This window comes from Pseudomonas frigoris, from assembly GCF_047758635.1.
Classification (GTDB): domain Bacteria; phylum Pseudomonadota; class Gammaproteobacteria; order Pseudomonadales; family Pseudomonadaceae; genus Aquipseudomonas; species Aquipseudomonas frigoris.
Window position 1 is genome coordinate 4,934,525 of record NZ_CP180479.1, and the last position, 22,379, is coordinate 4,956,903.

Sequence of the window (22,379 nt, forward strand, 5' to 3'; positions counted from 1 at the left end):
GGGCGGGATGTTGATAGCTAGCGCCAGCCGAGACGAGGATGGCCGCCCATTCGACCCACGCCTTCTGTCCGAGCAGATGGAGGTCATCGAGCTGGCATACCAAAATGCGTACTCGGTGGAGATCGAACATTGATCGTGGTCAGGTGACTGGAGCAGCTTTGGAGCGCTCGGTGCGTTTTTGAAGTGGGGCAATAGGTTGTGGCTTGGCCGAAGCAGCGGCACCTTCTTCGATCGCCTGCTGAATCGCACGTTTGCGACTTTCTTCGGCACGACGGCTGAAGAACCAGACCAGGAACGTCATCAGCGATACCGCCAGCAAAATCAGGCTGGCCACGGCGTTGATCTCGGGTTTCACGCCCAGGCGCACCGCCGAGAACACTTCCATCGGCAAGGTCGTGGAACCCGGACCGGACACGAAGCTCGCCAGCACCAGGTCATCCAGCGACAGGGCAAACGACATCATGCCGCCGGCCCCTAGCGATGGCGCGATCATCGGGATGGTGATCAGGAAGAACACCTTCCACGGCCGCGCACCGAGGTCCATGGCCGCTTCTTCGATGGACAGGTCCAGCTCACGCAAACGCGCCGACACCACCACCGCCACATACGCCGCACAGAACGTAGTGTGGGCGATCCAGATGGTGATGATGCCGCGCTCCTGCGGCCAACCGATCATCTGCGCCATGGCCACGAACAGCAGCAACAGCGACAGACCGGTGATCACTTCGGGCATCACCAGCGGCGCGGTGACCAGGCCACCGAACAGCGTGCGACCTTTGAAGCGAGTGATACGGGTCAGGACGAACGCGGCCAATGTACCCAGCGCCACCGCCGCCACCGCCGTGTAGCAGGCGATTTCCAGCGAGCGCACCACCGAGCCCATCAGTTGAGTGTTGTCCATCAAGCCGACGTACCACTTGATCGACCAGCCACCCCACACCGTCACCAGTTTGGAGGCGTTGAACGAGTAGATCACCAGGATCAGCATCGGCGCGTAGATGAACAGCAAACCCAGCACCAGCATCAAACTTGAGAAACGGAAGCGCTTCATTCTTTACCCTCCATTTCTTTGGCCTGACTACGGTTGAACAGGATGATCGGCACAATCAGAATCGCCAGCATCACCACCGCCAGGGCGGACGCCACCGGCCAGTCACGGTTGTTGAAGAACTCTTGCCAGAGCACTTTACCGATCATCAGGGTTTCCGGACCGCCGAGCAGTTCCGGGATCACGAACTCGCCCACCACCGGAATGAACACCAGCATGCAGCCCGCGACGATGCCGTTCTTGGACAGTGGAATGGTGATTTTCCAGAAACTGTTGAAGGTGCTCGAACCCAGGTCCGATGCGGCTTCCAGCAAACTGGCATCGTGCTTCACCAGGTTGGCATAGAGCGGCAGGATCATGAACGGCAGGTACGAATACACCACGCCGATGTACACGGCGAGGTTGGTGTTGAGGATCTGCAGCGGCTCGCTGATCCAGCCCATGCTCATCAGGAAACCATTGAGCAGACCGTTGTTGCTGAGGATGCCCATCCACGCATAAACGCGGATCAGGATCGCGGTCCAGGTCGGCATCATGATCAGCAGCACCAGCACCGTTTGCAGCTCTTTACGGGCACTGGCAATGGCGTAGGCCATCGGGTAGCCGATCAGCAAACAGAGGACGGTGCTGATCAGCGCCATCTTCAACGAGCCGAGGTAGGCGGCGATGTACAACTCGTCGCCGGCCAGCATCGCGTAGTTGCTCAGGTTAAGCAGCAACTGCACTTTTTGGTCGAGGTAACTGTAGATCTCGGTGTACGGCGGAATGGCCACGTCGGCTTCGGCGAAGCTGATCTTCAGAACGATGAAGAACGGCAACATGAAGAACATGAACAGCCAGATGAACGGAACCCCGATGACCAGCTGACGGCCACCGGGAATTATTCGATTGAGGCGGCGTTTGAGTTTGCGTAAGTTCATGAGCGAAGTACCACGCCGCTGTCGTCTTCCCAATACACGTAAACCTGATCACCCCAGGTTGGGCGCTGGCCACGGCGCTCGGCGTTGGCGACGAAAGACTGGACGATCTTGCCGCTCGGCAGTTCGACGTAGAACACCGAGTGGCCACCGAGGTAAGCGATGTCGTGCACCTTGCCGCTGGACCAGTTGTATTCGCAGGTCGGCATGGTCGGCGTCACCAGCAGTTTTTCCGGACGGATCGCGTAGGTCACGGATTTGTCCTGCACCGACGTGCTGATGCCGTGGCCCACGTAAATCTGGCGGTCCAGGTCCTTGCAGGTGATGGTCGCGTGACCTTCGGCGTCGTCGATCACTTCGCCGTCGAAGATGTTGACGTTGCCGATGAACTCGCAGACCAGACGGCTGGTCGGGGTTTCGTAGATGTCGATCGGGCTGCCGATCTGGGCGATCCAGCCCAGGTGCATGATCGCGATGCGCTCGGCCATGGTCATGGCCTCTTCCTGGTCGTGGGTCACCATGACGCAGGTTACGCCGACCCGCTCGATGATCTCGACAAGCTCAAGCTGCATTTGCGAACGCAGCTTCTTGTCCAGAGCACCCATCGGTTCGTCGAGCAGCAACAGTTTCGGCCGCTTGGCCAGGGAACGCGCCAGGGCCACACGCTGACGCTGACCACCGGACAACTGATGCGGCTTGCGTTTGGCGTACTGGCTCATCTGTACCAGCTTGAGCATGTCGGCCACGCGCGCATCGACTTCAGCGGCGGGGATCTTGTCCTGCTTGAGGCCGAAGGCGATGTTCTGCGCCACGGTCATGTGCGGGAACAAAGCGTAGGACTGGAACATCATGTTGATCGGCCGCTCGTACGGCGGCATGTCGGTGATGTCTTCGCCATCGAGGAAAATGCGCCCCTCCGTGGGCCGTTCGAAGCCTGCGAGCATGCGCAGCAACGTGGATTTGCCCGATCCCGAACCGCCGAGCAGGGCGAAAATCTCGCCTTTCTTGATTTCCAGGGACACATCGTCCACGGCAATCGTCTCGTCGAACTTCTTCGTGACCCGGTCGATTTTGACCAACACCTGTTTAGGTGACTGGTCGCCCTCGAGGGCTTTCTTATAGGCGCCGGAGGCAACTGCCATCTTTTTATCACTCGCGCAGAGAGACCGCTTGCCTGAACAAGGCAACCTTATTGTTATTAGGATTCGCTAATGGGCAATAACTTAATTCGTCCGTAACCACACGAAAAACAGTGCAAATAATTCCGACTGCGAATTGACGTTCAGCTTTAAATAAAGACCTTTGCGGTGCATGCGGACAGTCTCGGGCGAAATACCGAACTGCCTGGCCGTGGATTTCACGGAGTGCCCGCGGAGTACCATGTGCGCGACCTCGCGCTCGCGCTGCGTCAGCAGATCGCGACCGAAATTCTCAAAAGCGGCCTGCAATCGCAGTTTGAAATCGTCATGCGCGGTAGTGGCTTCGCCATCGGCGCGCGTTGCTACAATGTTCTGCAAACCGCGTTGGCCAAACTCATGGATGAACTCCCGTACTAGCGGCTCGACCGCCCGCAGCAGATTGAGTTGTTCCGCCTTGAGCGCCTCGCCACCGAAGCCTTGAAACAAGCTCAATGATATTTGCGATTCATTCACCGTGTCGACAATATAAAAACTGTCTTCGGAGCTCCCTGCTTTCAAGTAGTAAGTGTTGTAATACTCACTTTCAAAGAAGTTGTCAGGGGCAATTTCCTCAAGATGATAAAAACCTTCGGCCAGGCCCTGCTCCACTGCCAGGCAAAACGGATCAAGCAAGTAGCCACCGGAAAAATAGCGGTCGATGATCGACTCCCGATATTTTTCCGGAATGCCGCGCTGATACAGCAACTGCGGTGCACGGTCCTTGTGTTCCAGGCTGATCATCACCGATTCGACGGACACCAGATGCCCGAACGCCGACGCCAGATATTGCAGCGCGTCGAGCTTCTCGACATGGGCAAATGCCTCGCGCATGTCGCGATGCCAGTTATGCAATGCCCCAAAACGCAAGGCAATCAACGTCTCTTCGTCAGGTTTGTTCATGCCCCGCAGTCTAGCGGGTGAACCGGCACCTGTTAATCGCAGACTTGAATTCATTGGCCGAAATACTGGCCGCTTTGCTCAAGCTCAGCGGCCACCTCAAGTATGCACACCCGCAGGATCTCGACGATTTCATCGACCTGAGCGCGCGTCAGAATCAGCGGCGGTGACATCACGTTGAGATGCATGATCGGGCGCACCAGCAAACCTCGAGCCTGGGCGCGGGAATGAATCATTTCGCCGATGTTAATCTCGTCGGCAAACAACGCTTTAGTGCGCTTGTCGGCCACGAACTCGACGCATGCCATGAGCTTCTGGCAACGCACCTCGCCAACCAGCGGCAGATTACAGAGTGTCGCGAGCCGCTCTTCCAGATAGCCACCGACGTCGTCGACATGCGCCAGCAGGTTTTCTCTTTCGATAATCTCAATGTTCTTCAATGCCGCCGTACAGCACACAGGATGGCCGCTGTAGGTAAAACCGTGAGTAAAGCAGCGCCCCTGGCCGGGTTCGGCAATCACCTTCCAGATACGGTCGGAAAAAATGCACGCTCCCAGCGGCAGATAAGCGGACGTCAGCCCTTTGGCGGTGGTGATAATGTCCGGTTGCACATCGAACAATTCATAAGAAGCGAAGAACTTGCCCAGCCTGCCAAACGATGTCACCACCTCGTCAGCGACAAAAAGAATGTCGTAGCGTTGGCATACTTCCCACATGCGTTTGAGGTAGCCCTTGGGCGGGATGATCACTCCGCCGGATCCCATGATCGGCTCGGCAAAAAAACCCGCCACCTTATCCGCACCGATAGACAGGATCTTGTCTTCAAATTCCTTGACCAGAAATTCAAGGAACTGCGCCTCGTCCATACCGCTCGGCGCGCGATATGGGTTGGGGTTGGAGATGTGGTGAATTCTGTCGTTGGCGTAATCGAATTCAGGCACCCGGTCGGCGGCCTTGTTGCCGATTGACATCGTTAGAGTCGTGGAGCCGTGATAGGCGTTATAACGCGCGATTACATGCTTCTTGTCCGGTTTGCCACGGCAGTTCTGATAGTACTGAATCAGTCGGTACGCGGTGTCAACTGCAGTAGAGCCACCCGTGGTCAGAAACACGTGATCCAGATCCCCTGGCGCCAGGCTGACGAGCTTTTCGCACAGTTGGATCGCGACATTGTTGGACATGTCGGAAAACGGATTCGAATACGCCAGTTGCCGCACCTGATCGGCAATCGCCAGCGCCATTTCCTCGCGCCCCAATCCGATATTGGTGCACCACATTCCACCAACGGCATCGAGAAAGCGGTTGCCATGGGCGTCGATGATATAGGCACCGTCACCCGCCACAATGTTCAAGGAACCCTGTTCGCTGTGCTCGTCGAACATGTGGTAGCCGTGCATGTAGTGAGCTTTATCGGCGCTGACCAACCTGGCGTCATCTACAACAGCTGACAGTTGTTTATTGGCTGCAGTAACCATACAAAAACCTCAAACCAAATAATTGAAGAATTAAATTCCGCTCTTTACGGTGCTCCAGACCCGAGTGATGGCACGCGTGTCTTTCGCGTTTTGGCTCTTCTGTGGAAACAGCCGTTGACGCGTCTGCTCATCGGGGTAGATAGCGGGATTGTTTCGTACATCGGCACTCAGCAACGGAGTGGCGGCCGCGTTGCTATTGGCGTAATGAATGTAATCACTCACCTCAGCCATCACCTGAGGCTGCATCAGATAGTCGAGGAACTTGTGGGCATTCGCGACATGGGGTGCGTCCACCGGAATGTACATATTGTCGAACCAGATCAACGAGCCTTCCTTGGGAATAAAGTAGGCAAGATTGATATTCAGTTTCGCTTCTTCGGCACGCGCCATCGCCGTCGCATAATCACCTGACCAGGTCATGGCCATGCACACGTCACCATTGGGCAGGCTGGTCAGGTAGTTGACCGAATCGAATTTGCGAATATATGGCCGCACCGACAACAACAAATCCTGGGCGGCTTTCAAATCTTCCGGCGCAGCGCTCTCAGGGTCGCGTCCTAGATATACCAGGGCTAACGGGATCACTTCCGTTGGCGCATCTACCAGCGTTACTCCGCAGTCGGCGAAACGCGAGACGATTTTTGGATCGAAGATCATCGCCAACGAACCGATCGGCGCGTCCGGCATGCGCTCCTTGATCTTGTCGACGTTGTAGGTGATGCCATTACTGCCCCAGGTATAGGGCGCCGCGTACTTCGTACCGGCATCGAATCCCTGTTGCCCCTCCAGAACCTTCGGGTCGAGGTTGGTCCATTGGGGCAATAAACTCTTATCCAGCGGCTGGAAAACCTTGGCATGGATCAATGGCGGTGCGAGGGACGCATTCAACACGACCAGATCGTAGCCGGAATGACCGGTCATGAGCTTCGCCTGAACCGTTTCATAGGCGTCGAACGTGTCATAGATCACGTGGATGCCGGACGCCTTTTCGAAGTTGGCGATGGTTTTTTCGCCAATGTAATCCGCCCAGTTGTACAGCCGCAGCGTATTGGCCTCATTCTCCTCACCAGCCTGTACATCGACCGTTATGAGTACCAGGAGCGTACTGAAAATCAACTTGAATGCCTTGCTCATAGCAAAATCACCTTATCAAGCGAAGCCGGTTCTGGATGACCGGTTGGACTCACTATTAAGGGATTCGGCCAATGACGCCATAACCCAAATGGGGGGCTATCAGGATTGAGCACTCCCGAACTGAACGGGATGGCAAAAAACAGCAGATATGGTGACACGTTTTGTCATAGCGCCGACAAAGGACAGACGTCTAGAGTGCCTTCCATAAAGATCACCCAATGATCACCCAAGGCACCCGATGAACAACTTCATCGGACAACATCGTGAACAAGACACGGTTGTGCAACTGGTTGCCGATGAGGACTCACTTGATGTTGCCGTCGCATTTTGGGGGATTAGTGCTCAGAAGCTAATCCATCCGGATGAATTCAAACCTATCCGGGTCATCTGCAACCCTGCGTACGGGCACTACCAATTCCAAGTGATCGAGCACTTCTTAGAATTGTCCACCCGAGCCGTTAGGCACCAGATCGCGCTGGGCCAACATCCAGCTTCGAAATTTCTGGCTCCGTGTAAATCGCTTTTTTGATCTGTAAACCACTGAGGTTAACAACTCAAAAAAGTGGTTTACAGCAACCTGGTAATTACGTTGACTTGACCATAGTTTTGCATTCAACGCTGGCCAGCGACTCTTGTGTCTGCGACTGGCCGAAACCGACCTGAGGACGCCTTCACGATAGGTTGAATCCACAGGTCGCGGTAGGGATGGCAGTTACCTGCCACCCCCCGCACAGATCCGTACGTGCGGAACTACCGCATACGGCTCCTGCCTCGGGTGTGTGACGCGAAGCGATCCTCAGGGTAAGGATGTGCATTTCTGGGTCTAGGTATGTAGAGGTCAGCAAGGCGTCCGTAGCGTGACCATTGAAGCCGATTACGCTGGCTGCGACGTTTGAGGGCTTGCCGCCATAGGCGACATACCGCCGAACGAAAACCACCAAGACGTATCAGGTTTCCCGGCACCGCGTGGTAATTGAAGTAGCCCCTGACCACCCGAGTAAGCCATTGCCCTTGAGCCCGGATGGGCTCATGACGTCGGCGCTTCAGCTCATCCCGAATAGCCAGCAGCGTCGCACGCATTCGCTTCTTGACCGTCAGTCGCAGTATTTGAAAACCACCGCTTCTGTTGGTACTACAACAGTGCGTGAAGCCCAGGAAGTCAAACGTCTCCGGTTTACCTAACCCTCGCTTCCTACGATTTCTCGCAGCAAAACGACCAAATTCAATCAGCCGTGTCTTCGAGGCATTGAGGGATAAACCGAACCTGGCCAAGCGTTCCTGCAACTGCACCAGAAACTGCTGAGCCTGCCATTGCGTCCTGAAACCCACCACACTGTCGTCCGCGTAGCGCACAACAATCACATCGCCATGGGCATGCCGCTGGCGCCATTGCCTTGCCCATAGATCCAGCACGTAGTGAAGATAGATATTCGCCAGCAATGGCGATATCACTGCCCCTTGGGGAGTCCCCTTCAGCGCAGCCACCCTACGGCCATCCTCCATAACACCCGCTTGAAGCCATTTGCAGATAAGCCCGAGCAGGCGCCGGTCTGCAATCCGGTGTCCCAGAAACATCAGCATCCATTCATGGTCGATCTCATCAAAGAACGACGTGATATCCGCATCCAATATCCAGTTCACCTTCTGGCCCTTCAGCGCGACCGTTAACGCATCCAGCGCATCGTGCTGGCTGCGTCCCGGTCGAAACCCGTACGAGAATCCCAGGAAGTCCTCTTCATAGATCACATTCAGAACGGTAACGACCGCCTGCTGTACGATCTTGTCCTCCAAAGAGGCAATGCCCAGCGGGCGCTGCCTGCCGTCGGCTTTGGGGATATAGACCCGCCGCGACGGCGTTGCCCGATAGGCTCCCCTGTGGAGCCTTCCGTGCAAATCGGTCACCCGCTGGAGAAGACCTTCCTCATATTCTCGCCACGACATGCCGTCCACGCCCGCCGCTGCATCGCGGCGCAGGGCATAGAAGCTCTGCGCCAATAACTGCGGTGTGATGTGGTGCAGCAATGCCGTGAACTGCATGCCCTTGTTCCTTCGGGCTGCTTCACGTACACCGTCAAGTCCCATCGACGCGCAGCTGATCCGGCTCAGTGTCCGGGGCGCGGGAGGCCTGTTGGTGTTTCCCTTGACTACGTCCCTTTCCTCCACTATCTCCGCAGGGCCAGGCCCTTTGTTCGATGGCTTCTCAGGTACTACGGACGTATCCGACTTCTCAGCGACGTGAACAGCAGGGTTACGGCTTTTGGCCTTTCCTGCTCCGCCCGGTGCTTGCGCACTGGGCGCCGCTGAGATCTCCCAGTTTCTGTGCGGAGGACTTCCCGACGTGCACAGGGTCTCCGACCGCGCGGGATCAGAGCATGACTGGCGTATAACGCCATGCTCCGTGTTGCCTTCTGCTTCGCTTAACAGCATCGGCATCCCGAATTCCTGATTACGCGGCTCAATGGCTGGCCCATCGGTTTCCCCTGTCAACGCTTCACCCTGCACCTCACGGTGCAACATGCATGACTCGGGGTCTGGTTGATTCGCCATTTCTTACCAGTATCGAACTTTCATCGACTATCCTCCGCCAGCTTTAACTGGCGCACTAAGCGTCCGCCGAAGTCACCTTGCGTGACTCAGGCCGGCACCAACTGATGCGGCAGCAGTTGATCAATCTCACTGGCACGCTGTGTTGGCAGCCGCGTCAGCACATCTTTGAGATAGGCATATGGATCATGCCCATTCATGCGCGCCGACTGGATCAAACTCATGATTGCCGCTGCTCGTTTGCCGCTGCGCAGTGAACCGGCGAACAACCAGTTGGAGCGGCCGAGTGCCCACGGCCGTATCTGGTTTTCCACTGGATTATTATCTATGGGTACAGCACCGTCCTCGATATATCGAACCAGTGCGCCCCAGCGCTTGAGGCTGTAATCCAGAGCTTTGGCGATAGCCGAGCCTTCGGGCACAAGGTCGCGCTGGGCCAGCATCCAGGTATGCAGTGCGTCGATAAGGGGCGCCGCTTTTTCCTGACGTATTCGCCAGCGATCCTCGTCGGTCATTTCCCTCGCTTGCCGTTCGATTTCGTACAACCCGCCAATTGAGTGCAGCGCCTGTTCGGCCAGTTGGCTTTTGTTCGTCGCATGCAGATCGAAGAACTTGCGGCGGGCATGGGCCATGCAGCCGATTTCGGTGATGCCTTGCTGAAAGCTTGCTTTGTAGCCGGCGAAATCATCGCAAACCAGCTTGCCGGTCCATTGCCCAAGGAAGTTGCGGGCATGCTCACCCGCACGGCTCGGGCTGAAGTCGTAAACCACTGCTTTAAGTGCCGAAAACGGCGTAGTGCAGTAGGCCCAGACATAAGCACGATGGGTTTTCTTTTCGCCCGGCGCGAGCATCTGCACCGGGGTTTCGTCAGCGTGAATCACGCCTTGGGCAAGTACCGCTTCGCGCAGCGCATCAACCAGGGGCTGGAGCTGCACACCGGTTTGGCCGACCCATTGCGCCAGTGTCGAGCGGGCGATAGCCAGGCCGGCGCGGCCAAAGATTTTCTCTTGTCGGTACAGCGGCAGATGAGTGGCGCAGGGGAATCTCACCCCTGCGCTCTCCCAGAACCGGACATGAACCTCTCGACTCATCCGGCTCCTATCGTCCAGTCGTTCGTATTGCTGCGCCCCAATGAGGAAACAGCGTGGGGGCACGTTGCTGAAGATTAGACAACCACTGCCATGCCCTTGAGATATGGCCGCGAAGCTTCTTGTACTTGCGCTGCGCCCATCGCACCAAATGAAAGTCCAGTGTCTTCAGGGAGCGTTGCAAAGTCGATGAATGGAAGAGCCCGTAGTAACGCACCCAGCCAACAATTTTCCGGCGAATCAGCGCAAGCAGCTCACCCAAATCATATCGGCTCAGGCGCGAAAGGCCCCAATTACGCATCTCACGTCGCATAGCTTTCGCCGCTTTGTCGCTAACGGCCGGTGAGAAACTGGTGAACAGCTTCCCCTTCCGATTCATCGACTGCCGAGGCTTAAACGTATAGCCCAGAAAGTCGAACCGCTTCACGCCATAGTCGCCACGTCGATTGGCATCGACGCAGTACACCACCTGAGTTTTCTCCGGATGTAACTCTAGCTGACACTGCGTCATTCTGACCTTCAGATCAGCCCATAAAGACTGAGCTTCGGCTTCGCTGTCACAGTGGCAGATAACGTCATCCGCGTAGCGCTCAAACAACACTGTGGGGTAGTGCCGCTCCATCCATTTATCGAACGCGTAATGCAAAAAGAGGTTAGCCAGCAATGGGCTGATAACACCGCCCTGTGGCGTCCCTCGATCTCGCATTTGCTGAGTACCATCCGGCAACACCACGTCCGCGGTTAGCCAGCGCTTTATATATAGCGCTATCCACCGGCAGTCGGTGTGTCGCTGCACAGCCTTCAGCAGCAGGTCATGATCGATATTGTCGAAGAACCCTTTGATGTCGAGGTCAAGCACCCAAGAATGCCGCCAACACCGACTTCGGGCAGCGCGCAAGGCATCATGTGCCGAGCGCCCCGGTCGGTATCCATAAGAGTCTTTGTGGAATATCGGCTCCAGCAACGGCTCAAGCCGCTGCCGAACGACCATCTGTGCAATCCGGTCAGCAACCGTGGGGATCCCCAGAGGACGCGTATTGCCATCACCCTTTGGAATATCCACACGTTTGACCGGCGACGGGAAGTAGCTACCCGAGGCCATTCGATTCCAGATCCGGTACAGATTCTTACCTAAATCTCGATCGAATTTGTCAATACTGACCTCGTCAACTCCAGCTGCGCCACGATTAGCTTTAACGCGCTTATACGCATCCCAAACTTCAAGCTTTGCAATATCAAACGACTTTGCCTCAGGCATAGACATCATCCCCTTTCAGGTTGTGACTCTGCTGAGGCCGAACGACGGCGCCCCTTCGGTCCAGCCCCATTACAGGTCCTTCAGCCCTACTACGAGCACCTCCGTCCCTGTGCCCCGCATCGGTACTCTCGTTCTTGCAGAGGCTATCTGCTTGAACTTCTCCCTTAACATCGGGACGACAGGTTCTCACGTTCCTTACTGAAGCCTGATACAGAGTCACGCCGCCTTCATGCCGGGCGCCGGTCGAGCAGTCGGCAGGCATCCCTCGACCTTCATCCCGGGCCAACCACCAAAGCCCGGTTTCGACGCCATCTGAATACGTTTCGACACCACATAGACGGTTCATTTGCATTCGTCTCTCTGTACCGTACCTGACGCAGTCTATGCCGCGCCTTTTCCTCAACGCTCACCACCAGGGCTCTTTACCCCAGCAGCTTGAGGTGGTTTGGAGCCTGCTCCTGCAAACCGACTCCGAGGGGCCCACCCTCATCTTCAATAAAGCACCACAACTCTCCATTCAGCTACGGAGGTTGTGTTCGTGACACACAATGGTCGGCGAATTTGGCCACCATCACGTGAGCCAGCAGACCTGCGGTCGGGATGCCCTTGTCGATTACTTGGGCCGGCACCGGTGCCTGGATCAGTGTTTCGCACTGCCGGCAGGCCCATTTCCCACGCACGTGCTGCTCGACGGTGAACACGCCCGGCGTGTAATCCAGCTTCTCGCTGACGTCCTCGCCGATCCGCTGGAGCTGGCAGCCGCAGGGGCATTGGGTGTTGTCGGGTTCGTGATAAATCACGCTGCGCGGAAACTGCGCAGGCAAAGGAACACGCTTTGGTTACTTGCGTGGTTCGGCCTGCGCAGCCGGCGGATTCAACGCTTTCAGCTCGGCTTCGATGGCCGCGCTGACTCCGCCGTTTAAGGGCATGCCTCCACGCTCCGATAACTTCCCGGCGAAAAGCATCCAGCCGCCGTGTATTACCGGGGACGTGGTAGTAATTGCAATAGCCTCTAAACAACCGACTCAACCACTGCCCGATCACTGGGACAGGCTCGTGCCTGCGCTTATGCAACTGCGCCCGTATCTCCTTGAGCGTTGCTCTCATACGTTTGGTAATTCCGCACGTACGGATCTGTGCGGGGGGTGGCAGGTGACTGCCATTCCTACCGCGACCGAAAATCTGGCACTCCAAACAGCCTTCATCCCGGTCAAGACATCGCCGCCGGTGCCGATGCATCAGGCCCTGCCTGCCACGATCCGAATCGAAGTGCCGCATTCAAAAGGCGTAGTCGTTGTGAGTTGGCCGGCAGAGAATGCAGCAGCGTGTTCCGCTTTCCTGTGAGACCTGCTGCGATGATTCGCATCGACTCCATCTGGCTCGCCACCGAGCCCATGGACATGCGAGCCGGCACCGACACCGCGCTTTCGCGGGTCGTGGCGGTGTTGTGCTTATCTGTTTGCCAATCGACGCGCCAATCGCATGAAAGTGCTGGTTCACGACGGCGTGGGAATCTGGCTTGCGGCTCGGCGTTTACAACAAGGGCGGTTCTTTTGGCCGGGCGTGCGGCATGGCTCCGAAGTTGAGTTGGATGCCGAGCAACTTCAGGCTCTGGTATCCGCGTGAACCCACTCACCATCCATGAATGCATGTTGACGGAAAAGAACAGTGTTTTGAACGGCCATTACGAGCTCCATTACAACTTGATCCAGGTGGCTTTGAGTTCGGTGTACTTATCAAACGCGTGGAGCGACTTGTCGCGACCGTTCCCCGACTGTTTGAAGCCACCAAATGGGGCAGTCATATCGCCGCCGTCGTATTGATTGACCCAGACACTGCCCGCTCGCAGAGCTTTAGCCGTGAGGTGAGCTTTGGAGATATCTGCAGTCCAAACTGCAGCGGCCAAACCGTATGGGGAGTCGTTCGCAATCGATATAGCTTCCTCGACCGTATCGAACGTAATAACTGACAGAACCGGCCCGAAAATCTCTTCCTGAGCGATTCTCATCGCGTTGCTGACACCGTCGAAAATAGTGGGTTGCACATACATTCCACCGGTTTCCTGAAGAACGCGCTCGCCACCTATCACCAACTTGGCGCCGTCCTTGTGACCAGCCTCAATGTAGGACAGCACGTTATTCATCTGCTGAGTGTCGACCAGAGCGCCCACGTTAGTTTCAGGATCGAGCGGGTTACCAGGCATCCAGCCCTTCAGCGCCTCAATGACCAACGGAAGGAATTTGTCTTTTATCGAGCGCTCGACGAGAAGACGGGAACCTGCGGTACAGACCTCTCCCTGATTGAAAGCGATTGCGCCGGCAGCCGACTCTGCTGCGGTTTGAAGATCGGCCGCATCGGCGAAAACGATGTTAGGGCTCTTGCCCCCAGCTTCCAGCCATACGCGCTTCATGTTGGATTCGCCGGCGTAGATCATGAGTTGCTTGGCGATCTTGGTAGAGCCGGTGAAGACAATCGTATCGACGTCCATATGCAGAGCGAGTGCCTTACCTACGGTATGCCCATAGCCCGGCAGGACGTTAAAAACACCTACAGGTATGCCGGCATCAATTGCCAGCTGGGCAACGCGAATAGCGGTAAGAGGCGACTTTTCCGACGGTTTCAGAATTACAGAGTTACCAGTTGCGAGTGCAGGGCCCAATTTCCAGCAAGCCATCATCAGCGGGAAGTTCCACGGCACGATGGCTGCCACAACGCCAATTGGCTCACGAGTGACGAGGCCTAATTGGTCGTGCGGAGTCGCAGCAACTTCGTCGTAAATTTTGTCGATCGCCTCGCCACTCCAGCGGATGGCTGCGGACGCACAAGGGACATCGACATTCAACGCATCCGAGATGGGCTTGCCCATGTCGAGAGTTTCCAGCAGAGCCAGTTCCTCTGCGTTTTGGTCAAGTAGATCAGCGAACCGGAGCATCGCCTGCTTCCTCGAAACTGGCGACGAGCGAGACCACACCCCGGAATCGAATGTTGCGCGCGCAACCTTCACTGCATGCTCCGCATCCGCAGCTTCGCAACTGGCCACATTGGCGAGGAAGCGTCCGTCCACTGGGCTAATGCACTCGAATACACCCCCAGCCACAGCGTTCACATAGGCGCCATTAACGAATGCGCGTCCTTCGATTTCCAGCTGTGCTGATTTGGTTTCCCAATCGTTAAAAGTTAACTTTTGCATGATCGTCCTCACGTTTCACGATTGATGGCCCAGATCGAGCAAGCTGATTCGTATGCTGGGTCACGGTTGAATTTGCGTTTCAAAGACCGGCCAAAAAGTCCTGCAGCAGCAGGCGGCAGTTGTCTCGATTACCCGACTCCTTCGCCCGAGTTTCCGCACGCATCCGCTCTGGCAGATCACCGGCGGTGGCAAGAAAGCGCTTTCCTTCTTCGGTCCACCAAGTGGTACGGCATTGATTACTCGACCGTGAAATAAGCGGGTGGCCGGGGAGTTTCGATAATTCCCCGACCTTTGTGCAGCGGCCTAAACCGCCAAGATCGTCCGAACGCGGCCCGAACCTACGGCAGCTCCGCCGAGCGCATTCCTCTGTGGAGCTGCCGCAGGCTGCGATCTTGGCGATATAACCCGCGCCAAAAGTTTTTGGGCAAAGTCAAAGTACTGCCAGTTTCTCTTAACTCGCGTTTGCCAGATACACCGCCGCGTCCAGTTCAATCATCACTGGCACTTTCGTCGTCGCCAACTCCAGTAACAATGCACGCAACGCCTCTGGATCTTTCGGGGCATGGTGGTCGATGTGAAAGCTGCGGGCCATGGCCGCGAAGTCTGGGGTCATGATGTCTACGCCCAGTGGCGGGATCTCACGGGCCTGCATGTAGTCGCGGATTTCGGCGTAGCACTGGTTGTTCCATAGCACCATGATCACGCCCACACCGGCCTCGCGGGCAGCGATCAGCTCGGGGCAGGAAAACTGCAAACCGCCATCCCCAACCAACGCAACAACCGCGCGCTCGGGCTTGGCCAGTTTGGCGCCAATCGCCGCAGGCAAACCATACCCGAGGGTGCCGTAACCGGTTCCGGCATTGAACCAACTGTTGGGTTTCGGCGACTGGTAGCCCACTGCGCCCTGATACACCGGTTGCGTGGAATCGCCGACGATCAGTGGGTCGACCAGGCTGTCGCGCAGCACGTCGAGCAACCCTTGCAAACCCTGTTGCTTGGCGGTCCAGCTGTCGCGCTCGATCTGGTTGACCCGCTGCACGCTATCCAGCGCCCAACGACCACTCTGAACCGGTGCCGCAACATTGGCCAAGAGCGCCAGCAAGCCTTCGCGAGCATCGCCAACCAATCCGACGTGGGCTCGCTGCACGCCCATAACCTGCATCGGATCGATGTCCAGACGAATCAACGGCGCCTTGAATTTCAGTGGTCCGAGGCCAAAGAAATCGTAGTCGGTCTCACCGAGTTCGGTACCGACAGCCAGGATCACGTCGGCCTCGTCGAACAGCGACCGACCATGGGCCGACGACTGCACACCGTCGAGCAGCAGCGGATGGCCGACCGGCAACAAGCCCCGGGCATTGGTGGTCAACGCGACCGGCGCTTGCAGACGTTCGGCCAGTTGCTGCAGGACTTCGGCGCAATCGCGCGCCCCGCCACCGGCCAGAATCAACGGGCGTCGCGCTTCGTTCAGCAGATTCAGTGCAGCGTGCAATGAGGCCGGCGCCGGCGCCGGAGCACCAGGCAGGCTGCGTGGCATCAGGCTGAGGTCATCGGCGGACATCTCCAGCACGTCCAGCGGGATTTCGATATGCACCGGCCGTGGTCGGGCGCATTTGAAAATGGCGAAAGCGCGGGCCAGCAGTTCAGGCAGTTCCGCCGGCGATTGCAGTGTGTGGCTGAAGGCACAGACGCCGGCGACCATCGCCCGCTGGTCCGGCATTTCGTGCAGATGCCCGTGACCGAGACGCAGGTGCTCACGGCGGTTAGTGGTGGAGATCACCAGCATCGGCACCGAGTCCGCGTAAGCCTGGCCCATGGCCGTGAGGATGTTGGTCATTCCGGGGCCAGTGATGATGAAACACACCCCCGGTTTGCCGCTGGCGCGGGCGTAACCGTCGGCCATGAAACCGGCGCCCTGCTCGTGGCGCGGGCTGATGTGCCGCAGGCGGCTGCCATGCAGGCCCCGGTACAGTTCGACGGTATGCACCCCGGGAATCCCGAACACGGTGTCTACGCCGTAACCTTCAAGCAAGCGAACCAGCGACTGGGCACAGGTGGTCATTTAACACTCCTCTTATTGTTCTGCGCCGACGGTCATCGAGCGAATCGGCAGGTATTCATTCGCAGGACAGTAGTGCCAAGCAGCGCCTTGCAACAATCAAAAAATTTCGAGGCGATTGAACAATAAAATTCACGTTTTCAACGGGCGACGGACTTCCGAGTGCAGCCCGACGATGCCACCCAACTGCGACTTGACCCAGTCACTGAAGGCCTGCACCACCGGGCGCTCGACTTTCTGCTGATCGGCGACCAGGTAGTAACCCCGGTTGGATTCGATTTCGGTTTCGAACGGACGCACCAAAAGTCCTTTGGCCAACGCCTCGCCACTGATCAGGTTGTCGCCCATGGCAATCCCCTGACCGGCGATGCAGGCCGACTGCACGAAGTGTGCGTCAGCAAAGACAATCCCCCGCTGCACGTCCACGTTCGGCGCGCCGGCGGCGGCCAGCCAGACTCGCCAGTCGGAGTAATCGATCATGTGCAGCAGTGGCGCGCCGACCAGGTTTTCCGGGTTTTTCAAACCACCCATGGTGTTGACCAGTCGCGGACTGCACACCGGGAAAAACCGCAGCGAGACGATTTTCTGCACATGCTGATTAGGCCAGTCGCCCATGCCGTAGGCGATGAACAGATCGGGCGTGTTATCGCTGGTGTCATCCGGGGTGCGCGGTGAAATGAGGTGCAGTTCGACCTGTGGATAAAGCTCCTGGAACTCCGCGATATGCGTACACAACCAGTACGTCGCAAACCCTGCCGGGCTGCTGATACACAGCCGCCCGCTGACCTGTTGACCATCGAAGCGCTGACCTGCTTCAAGGATATTGGCCAGCAGCAAATGGATGTCCCGAGCGTAGCGCTCGCCCTGCCAGGTAATGCGGATGTTGCGCCCGGTGCGCTCGGTCAACGCGAAGCCAAGGGTCTGCTCCAGGCTCTTGATCTGGTGGCTGATGGCGCTGGGCGTGAGGTTCAGCTCGTTGGCAGCGTCGGACACGCTACCCAGCCGGGCCACCGCATCCAGCGCCCGCAAAGCGGTCATGGAAGGGAAACGCATAAGTCGAAATCACACTGGGGAAAGTGACGGGAGAACTTACCTTCACGATAACGGGAATTGTCCGACAGACATAGCCAGCAAAACTCCCGGCTCGCCGGGCAACTGTTGAATTTAATTTCACGGTTGCACAAAAAATGCTCGATTGACCCCTATGCGCCATTGGCTATTCTCGGTAGCCACCACGACCCGTCTGTGATGCCCGGCACCACTACAAAAACAAGAGGGACAACCCTTGCACTTGCAGTCCAACTCCGTAAATCCGGTGGTAGCGATTGACGCTCTGCACAAGAGCTATGCCGCTCACCATGTCCTCAAAGGCATTTCCCTGCGTGCCAACGAAGGTGAAGTGGTTTCCCTGATCGGTTCCAGCGGCTCCGGCAAAAGCACCCTGCTGCGCTGCATCAATTTGCTGGAAATTCCGTGCAGCGGCAGCCTGCGCATTAACGGCGAAGAAGTGCGTTTGAAGAAGGACCGCGCCGGTAATCCGTTGATTGCCGACCCCGATCAAGTGGCGCGTCTGCGTACCCGGCTGAGCATGGTCTTTCAGAGCTTCAACCTGTGGCCGCACCGCACGGTGCTGGAGAACGTCATCGAGGCGCCGGTCTACGTGCTGGGTGAGGACCGCAAGGACGCCATCGCCCACGCCGAGCATCTGCTGGAGAAAGTCGGTCTGGCGGACAAACGCGACGTCTTCCCTTCATTCCTTTCCGGCGGTCAACAACAGCGTGTGGCGATTGCCCGTGCCTTGGCGATGCGCCCGCAAGTGCTGTTGATGGATGAACCGACTTCCGCCCTCGACCCGGAACTGGTGGGTGAAGTGTTGAAGGTGATTCAGGGCATCGCCGAAGAAGGTCGGACGATGATTCTGGTCACCCACGAAATGGCCTTCGCCCGAGACGTATCGAGCAAGGTGATGTTTCTCCATCAAGGCTTGGTGGAAGAAGAAGGCACGCCGCAACAAGTCTTCCTGAACCCCAACAGTGAACGCTGCCGCCAGTTCGTGATGGCGCAGGAAAACCGCAGCTGATTGACCGCTTCAATCCTTGAAAACAATAACTTCGATAAAGGGTAAAGCCATGAAAAAAATCCTCAAGACTCTCGCCGGTGGCTGCTTGTTCGCGGTGCTGGCACAGCACGCCGTCGCTGCAGAAAAAATCGTTTTTGGTATTGCCCAGGAACCCTACCCGCCGTTCTCCATGAAAAGCGGCAACGGTGACTGGAACGGCTTCGAGCCGGAACTGATCAAGGCGCTGTGCGAGCGCATGCAGGCTGAGTGCCCGCTCAAGGAAGTGTCCTGGGACGGACTGATCCCGGCCCTGCAATCGAGCCAGATCGATGTGATCCTCAACTCAATGAGCATCACTGCCGAGCGCGAGAAAGTCATCGATTTCTCCCAGCCGTACTACCAGACCCCGGCCATGTGGGTGGCCGACAAGAGCCTGGAGCTGGTCACCACGCCTGAAGGCCTAAAAGGCAAAGTGATTGGCGTACAGGGCTCGACCTCCAACGCGACCTTCGTCAAGGAGTACTACGCCAAGGGCTCGACCCTGCGCTACTACAACACCCAGGACGACATGACCTCCGACCTGCAAAGCGGCCGGATCGACGTGATGCTGGCCGACGCGCTGACCATCGAACCCTTTATCAAAACCCCGGCAGGCAAAGGTCTGGCCGACAAAGGTCTGGCCCCCAAGGATCCGCTGTTCGGCTCGGGTATCGGTGCAGGCATCCGCAAGGGTGATAAGGCCCTCAAAGACAAGATCAACACCGCGCTGGCGTCCCTGAAAGCCGACGGCAGCTACGACAAGATCCGCAGCCGCTTCTTCAGTGTCGACATCTCTGCACAGTAAGCCGCCGCTCTAGCGCTCCTTTTCGACTGGATACGCCATGATTTCTTTGTCCGAGATAACCCAGCTGTTCGTCGCCGACGGCTGGCTCAACGCCCTGATGCATGGGGCCGTGGTGACCCTGCAGATTTCCGCGGGGGCCTTTGTACTGGGTTTGAGCATTGGCCTGCTGGTGGCAATGATCAAACTCAAGGGCCCGCGCTGGCTGGTTCGCCTGGCCAACGCCTACACCACGCTGTACCGCGCGGTGCCGGAATTACTGTTGATTCTGTTGCTGTACTACGCCGGCACCGACCTGTTGAACATGGCGATGGCGGCGATGGGCAGACCCGTTGTCACGGTCAACGGTTTCGTGGCGGCGGTGTTGGTGCTGGGGATCGTTCAGGGCGCCTATTCGGCAGAGATTATTCGCGGTGCGATCCTGGCCATCCCCTTTGGCCAGATCGAAGCGGCGCGTTCATTCGGCATCGAGCGCTGGTTGCTCATGCGCCGGGTCTTGCTGCCGAGCATGTTGCCGTACGCCATGGCCGGGTTGTCCAACCTCTGGCTGGTGCTGGTCAAGGACAGTGCGTTGATCAGCATCGTCGGCTACAGCGAACTGCTCTCGGTGGGCAAACAAGCGGCCGGCTCAACCAAGCACTACCTGGTGTTCTACCTCGCGGTGGCGGCGGTTTATTTCATCATCACCCTGGTGTCCAACGGGGCCTTCCGGCTGTTCGAGCGGCGTATCAATCGCTGGATGCCGCAGTAGTAAGGAGTTCGCCCTATGGATTTTTCCTGGATCAACAGTTTTGCCGGCGAGCTGCTGCATGGCCTCGGCATCACCCTGAAGCTGCTCGGACTTTCCGGTTTCTTCGGTTTTATTCTCGCGGTGCTGGTGGCGCTCGGGCGGCTGTCGCCTAACCCGCTGATCAGCGGCAGCATGCGCGCCTACACCAGTGTGTTTCGCGGTACACCGCTGCTGGTGCAAATCTACATCCTGTATTACGGCGTCGGCAGCCTGTTCGCCGCGTACCCGCCGATTCGCGGCAGTTTTCTCTGGCCGTACCTGCGAGAAGGTTTCTGGTACGTGGCACTGGCCTTGATCCTGTGTGTCGGCGCCTACGTCGGCGAAGTGTTGCGCGGTGCTCTGCGTGCGGTGCCTCGCGGTGAACTGGAAGCGGCCCGCGCCTATGGCATGAAGCGTTTTCTGGTCTTGCGCCGCGTGTGGCTGCCCCGCGCCTTGCAGATGGTTCGTCCGACCCTGGTCGGTGAATCGGTGCTGTTGCTCAAGGCCACCGCCCTGGCCTCGACCGTGGCCGTCACCGACCTGCTGGGCGCTGCCAACCTGGTACGGGCCCAGACCCTGCGGGTTTACGAACCGTTGCTGGCGGTCGCAGTGGTCTACATCGTCCTGGCTTTTGTGATCGAACACGGCTTCTCGCGCCTGGGCAAAGTCCCTCAGCGCCAGGCCTGAACCTACCCTATTTCAGTTGACGCTGGCGGGCATCACCAGCGAGGAGAACACCATGCGTTATTCACCTTTTGTCGAGCGCATTAGCGGCGAGTCAGTCAGCGCCTGGGACATTCATTACGCCGCCATCGAAGCTCGCGGTCGCGGCGAGGATGTGATTGTCCTCAGCATCGGTGACCCGGACTTTGCCACCGACAGCGCTATTTGTGAGACCGCAATCCAGGCCCTGCGTCAGGGCGACACCCACTACACCCACGTCCTCGGCCGACCGCTGCTGCGTGAAGCGATTGCTGCCAAGCAAAGCGTACTGCAAGGCATCCCGGTAAAAGCCGAAAACGTCGCGCTGGTGGCCGGCGCGCAGAACGGATTGTTCGCCACCGCATTGTGTCTGTTCAGCCAGGGCGACGAAGTGCTGGTGCCGGAACCGATGTACCTGACATACGAAGCCTGTATGCATGCCTCCGGTGCGCGCATCGCGACCATCGAACAACCCGCCTCTAATGGTTTTCGCTTGACCAAGGCTGCACTGGAAGCGGCGATTACCGACAAGACTCGCGGTATCGCCCTGGCGACGCCGTGCAATCCCACTGGCAACGTCTACAGCCGCGAAGAACTGGAAGCGGTGGCCGACGTCGCCCGGCGCCATGACTTGTGGGTGATTTCCGATGAGGTCTACGGCCAGATCACTTACGACCGCCCACACCTGAGCATTGCTTCGCTGCCGGGCATGGCCGAGCGCACTGTGGTGCTTAACAGCCTGTCGAAAAGCCATGCCATGACCGGCTGGCGCGTCGGCTGGGTGGTCGCCCCGCCGACCTTGATCGGCCACCTGGATAACCTGCTGCTGTGCATGCTCTACGGCTTGCCGGGGTTCATTCAGGAAGCCGCGCTCAAGGCGCTGGAGCTGGATGAGCCGGTGGTCAGCCACGCCCTTGAAGTCTACCGGCGCCGGCGCGATCTGGTGGTCGCGGGCTTGCGTGGAGTCGCCGAGCTGGATTGCCGCGTACCGCAAGCCGGCATGTTCATGCTGGTGGACGTGCGGCGTACCGGGCTCTCGAGCATGGACTTCGCCTGGCAGCTGTTCCGCCAAACCGGTGTGTCGGTGCTTGATGCCGAGGCCTTCGGTGCCAGCGCCAAAGGTTTTGTGCGGATCTCCTTCACCGTGGCCGATGACAGCCTCAAAGACGCCTGCCAACGCATCGCCGGCTTTGTCGAGTCGCTGCGCGCTAACCGCTAAA

Annotated in this window: 18 protein-coding genes and 2 pseudogenes; 7 read left to right on the plus strand and 13 right to left on the minus strand. The window is 57.8% G+C overall.

Going from position 1 to position 22,379, the window contains the following annotated elements:
- Positions 1-139: 139 nt before the first annotated feature.
- The 6 genes from ACMXYH_RS22640 to ACMXYH_RS22665 form a co-directional block, all read right to left on the minus strand.
- Complete coding sequence (locus ACMXYH_RS22640; protein ID WP_415765000.1) at positions 140-1,051, minus strand: ABC transporter permease subunit; 912 nt, start codon at positions 1,049-1,051, stop codon at positions 140-142.
- Positions 1,048-1,929: an ABC transporter permease subunit gene (locus ACMXYH_RS22645; protein WP_415767741.1), complete on the minus strand. Its 882-nt coding sequence runs from the start codon at positions 1,927-1,929 to the stop codon at positions 1,048-1,050. The genes ACMXYH_RS22640 and ACMXYH_RS22645 overlap by 4 nt, the downstream gene beginning before the upstream one ends.
- A 35-nt stretch (positions 1,930-1,964) precedes the next feature.
- Complete coding sequence (locus ACMXYH_RS22650; RefSeq protein WP_129440210.1) at positions 1,965-3,107, minus strand: ABC transporter ATP-binding protein; 1,143 nt, start codon at positions 3,105-3,107, stop codon at positions 1,965-1,967.
- A gap of 81 nt (positions 3,108-3,188) precedes the next feature.
- Positions 3,189-4,097: a helix-turn-helix transcriptional regulator gene (locus tag ACMXYH_RS22655; RefSeq protein ID WP_415765001.1), complete on the minus strand. Its 909-nt coding sequence runs from the start codon at positions 4,095-4,097 to the stop codon at positions 3,189-3,191.
- Complete coding sequence (locus tag ACMXYH_RS22660; RefSeq protein ID WP_415765002.1) at positions 4,094-5,515, minus strand: aminotransferase; 1,422 nt, start codon at positions 5,513-5,515, stop codon at positions 4,094-4,096. Before ACMXYH_RS22660 ends, ACMXYH_RS22655 begins: the two co-directional genes overlap by 4 nt.
- Positions 5,516-5,545: 30 nt before the next feature.
- Positions 5,546-6,649: a polyamine ABC transporter substrate-binding protein gene (locus ACMXYH_RS22665; protein ID WP_415765003.1), complete on the minus strand. Its 1,104-nt coding sequence runs from the start codon at positions 6,647-6,649 to the stop codon at positions 5,546-5,548.
- Positions 6,650-6,887: 238 nt separating this feature from the next.
- Here ACMXYH_RS22665 and ACMXYH_RS22670 point away from each other — a divergent pair, with 238 nt between their 5' ends.
- Positions 6,888-7,178, plus strand: coding sequence for a hypothetical protein (locus ACMXYH_RS22670; RefSeq protein WP_415765004.1), 291 nt, complete (start codon positions 6,888-6,890; stop codon positions 7,176-7,178).
- Positions 7,179-7,399: 221 nt separating this feature from the next.
- Here ACMXYH_RS22670 and ltrA (ACMXYH_RS22675) read toward each other — a convergent pair whose 3' ends face one another.
- The 4 genes and pseudogenes from ltrA (ACMXYH_RS22675) to ACMXYH_RS22690 all read right to left on the minus strand — a co-directional run.
- Entirely contained in the window at positions 7,400-8,686 is a 1,287-nt protein-coding gene (ltrA, locus tag ACMXYH_RS22675; protein ID WP_415764648.1) for a group II intron reverse transcriptase/maturase, read from the minus strand.
- A gap of 596 nt (positions 8,687-9,282) precedes the next feature.
- Positions 9,283-10,227: pseudogene (gene tnpC / locus ACMXYH_RS22680) on the minus strand (IS66 family transposase); the annotation flags it as partial.
- A 64-nt stretch (positions 10,228-10,291) separates the two neighbouring features.
- The gene (ltrA, locus tag ACMXYH_RS22685) at positions 10,292-11,548 is read right to left on the minus strand and encodes a group II intron reverse transcriptase/maturase (protein WP_415765005.1); all 1,257 of its coding nucleotides are present in this window, start codon (positions 11,546-11,548) and stop codon (positions 10,292-10,294) included.
- A 539-nt stretch (positions 11,549-12,087) separates the two neighbouring features.
- Positions 12,088-12,441 (minus strand): annotated as a pseudogene (locus ACMXYH_RS22690) (IS66 family transposase zinc-finger binding domain-containing protein); the annotation flags it as partial.
- Positions 12,442-12,994: 553 nt separating this feature from the next.
- On the opposite strand from ACMXYH_RS22690, the gene tnpB reads away from it, so the two are divergent.
- Positions 12,995-13,165: an IS66 family insertion sequence element accessory protein TnpB gene (gene tnpB, locus ACMXYH_RS22695; RefSeq protein WP_415767742.1), complete on the plus strand. Its 171-nt coding sequence runs from the start codon at positions 12,995-12,997 to the stop codon at positions 13,163-13,165.
- Positions 13,166-13,235: 70 nt separating this feature from the next.
- Here tnpB and ACMXYH_RS22700 read toward each other — a convergent pair whose 3' ends face one another.
- The 3 genes from ACMXYH_RS22700 to ACMXYH_RS22710 all read right to left on the minus strand — a co-directional run bounded on the left by ACMXYH_RS22700 (position 13,236) and on the right by ACMXYH_RS22710 (position 17,841).
- Entirely contained in the window at positions 13,236-14,729 is a 1,494-nt protein-coding gene (locus ACMXYH_RS22700; RefSeq protein ID WP_415765006.1) for an aldehyde dehydrogenase, read from the minus strand.
- A gap of 451 nt (positions 14,730-15,180) precedes the next feature.
- Positions 15,181-16,791 (minus strand): 5-guanidino-2-oxopentanoate decarboxylase, encoded by a 1,611-nt coding sequence (locus ACMXYH_RS22705; RefSeq protein ID WP_415765007.1) that lies wholly within the window; start codon positions 16,789-16,791, stop codon positions 15,181-15,183.
- Between the two features lie 129 nt (positions 16,792-16,920).
- Positions 16,921-17,841 (minus strand): LysR substrate-binding domain-containing protein, encoded by a 921-nt coding sequence (locus tag ACMXYH_RS22710; RefSeq protein WP_415765008.1) that lies wholly within the window; start codon positions 17,839-17,841, stop codon positions 16,921-16,923.
- A 232-nt stretch (positions 17,842-18,073) separates the two neighbouring features.
- On the opposite strand from ACMXYH_RS22710, the gene ACMXYH_RS22715 reads away from it, so the two are divergent.
- From ACMXYH_RS22715 to ACMXYH_RS22735, 5 genes are read left to right on the plus strand one after another with little or no spacing between them, the layout of a single operon-like run.
- On the plus strand, positions 18,074-18,868 hold the full coding sequence (locus tag ACMXYH_RS22715) for an ABC transporter ATP-binding protein (protein WP_415765009.1): 795 nt from the start codon (positions 18,074-18,076) through the stop codon (positions 18,866-18,868).
- A gap of 49 nt (positions 18,869-18,917) precedes the next feature.
- Complete coding sequence (locus ACMXYH_RS22720) at positions 18,918-19,691, plus strand: transporter substrate-binding domain-containing protein (RefSeq protein WP_415765010.1); 774 nt, start codon at positions 18,918-18,920, stop codon at positions 19,689-19,691.
- A gap of 37 nt (positions 19,692-19,728) precedes the next feature.
- Positions 19,729-20,439, plus strand: a complete 711-nt coding sequence (locus ACMXYH_RS22725; protein WP_415765011.1) for an ABC transporter permease — start codon at positions 19,729-19,731, stop codon at positions 20,437-20,439.
- Positions 20,440-20,454: 15 nt separating this feature from the next.
- Entirely contained in the window at positions 20,455-21,144 is a 690-nt protein-coding gene (locus ACMXYH_RS22730) for an ABC transporter permease (protein ID WP_415765012.1), read from the plus strand.
- A 52-nt stretch (positions 21,145-21,196) separates the two neighbouring features.
- Positions 21,197-22,378: a pyridoxal phosphate-dependent aminotransferase gene (locus tag ACMXYH_RS22735; protein ID WP_415765013.1), complete on the plus strand. Its 1,182-nt coding sequence runs from the start codon at positions 21,197-21,199 to the stop codon at positions 22,376-22,378.
- Position 22,379: the final 1 nt, after the last annotated feature.

Bases quoted from the DNA above. Each gene is read 5' to 3' on its own strand.
- ACMXYH_RS22655 (WP_415765001.1), bottom strand. From the start codon at position 4,097: ATGAATTCAAGTCTGCGATTAACAGGTGCCGGTTCACCCGCTAGACTG.
- ACMXYH_RS22735 (WP_415765013.1), top strand. From the start codon at position 21,197: ATGCGTTATTCACCTTTTGTCGAGCGCATTAGCGGCGAGTCAGTCAGC.
- ACMXYH_RS22650 (WP_129440210.1), bottom strand. From the start codon at position 3,107: ATGGCAGTTGCCTCCGGCGCCTATAAGAAAGCCCTCGAGGGCGACCAG.
- ACMXYH_RS22705 (WP_415765007.1), bottom strand. From the start codon at position 16,791: ATGACCACCTGTGCCCAGTCGCTGGTTCGCTTGCTTGAAGGTTACGGC.
- ACMXYH_RS22665 (WP_415765003.1), bottom strand. From the start codon at position 6,649: ATGAGCAAGGCATTCAAGTTGATTTTCAGTACGCTCCTGGTACTCATA.
- ACMXYH_RS22700 (WP_415765006.1), bottom strand. From the start codon at position 14,729: ATGCAAAAGTTAACTTTTAACGATTGGGAAACCAAATCAGCACAGCTG.
- ltrA (WP_415765005.1), bottom strand. From the start codon at position 11,548: ATGATGTCTATGCCTGAGGCAAAGTCGTTTGATATTGCAAAGCTTGAA.
- ACMXYH_RS22720 (WP_415765010.1), top strand. From the start codon at position 18,918: ATGAAAAAAATCCTCAAGACTCTCGCCGGTGGCTGCTTGTTCGCGGTG.
- ACMXYH_RS22660 (WP_415765002.1), bottom strand. From the start codon at position 5,515: ATGGTTACTGCAGCCAATAAACAACTGTCAGCTGTTGTAGATGACGCC.
- ACMXYH_RS22670 (WP_415765004.1), top strand. From the start codon at position 6,888: ATGAACAACTTCATCGGACAACATCGTGAACAAGACACGGTTGTGCAA.
- ACMXYH_RS22730 (WP_415765012.1), top strand. From the start codon at position 20,455: ATGGATTTTTCCTGGATCAACAGTTTTGCCGGCGAGCTGCTGCATGGC.
- ACMXYH_RS22710 (WP_415765008.1), bottom strand. From the start codon at position 17,841: ATGCGTTTCCCTTCCATGACCGCTTTGCGGGCGCTGGATGCGGTGGCC.
- ltrA (WP_415764648.1), bottom strand. From the start codon at position 8,686: ATGCAGTTCACGGCATTGCTGCACCACATCACACCGCAGTTATTGGCG.
- ACMXYH_RS22725 (WP_415765011.1), top strand. From the start codon at position 19,729: ATGATTTCTTTGTCCGAGATAACCCAGCTGTTCGTCGCCGACGGCTGG.
- ACMXYH_RS22640 (WP_415765000.1), bottom strand. From the start codon at position 1,051: ATGAAGCGCTTCCGTTTCTCAAGTTTGATGCTGGTGCTGGGTTTGCTG.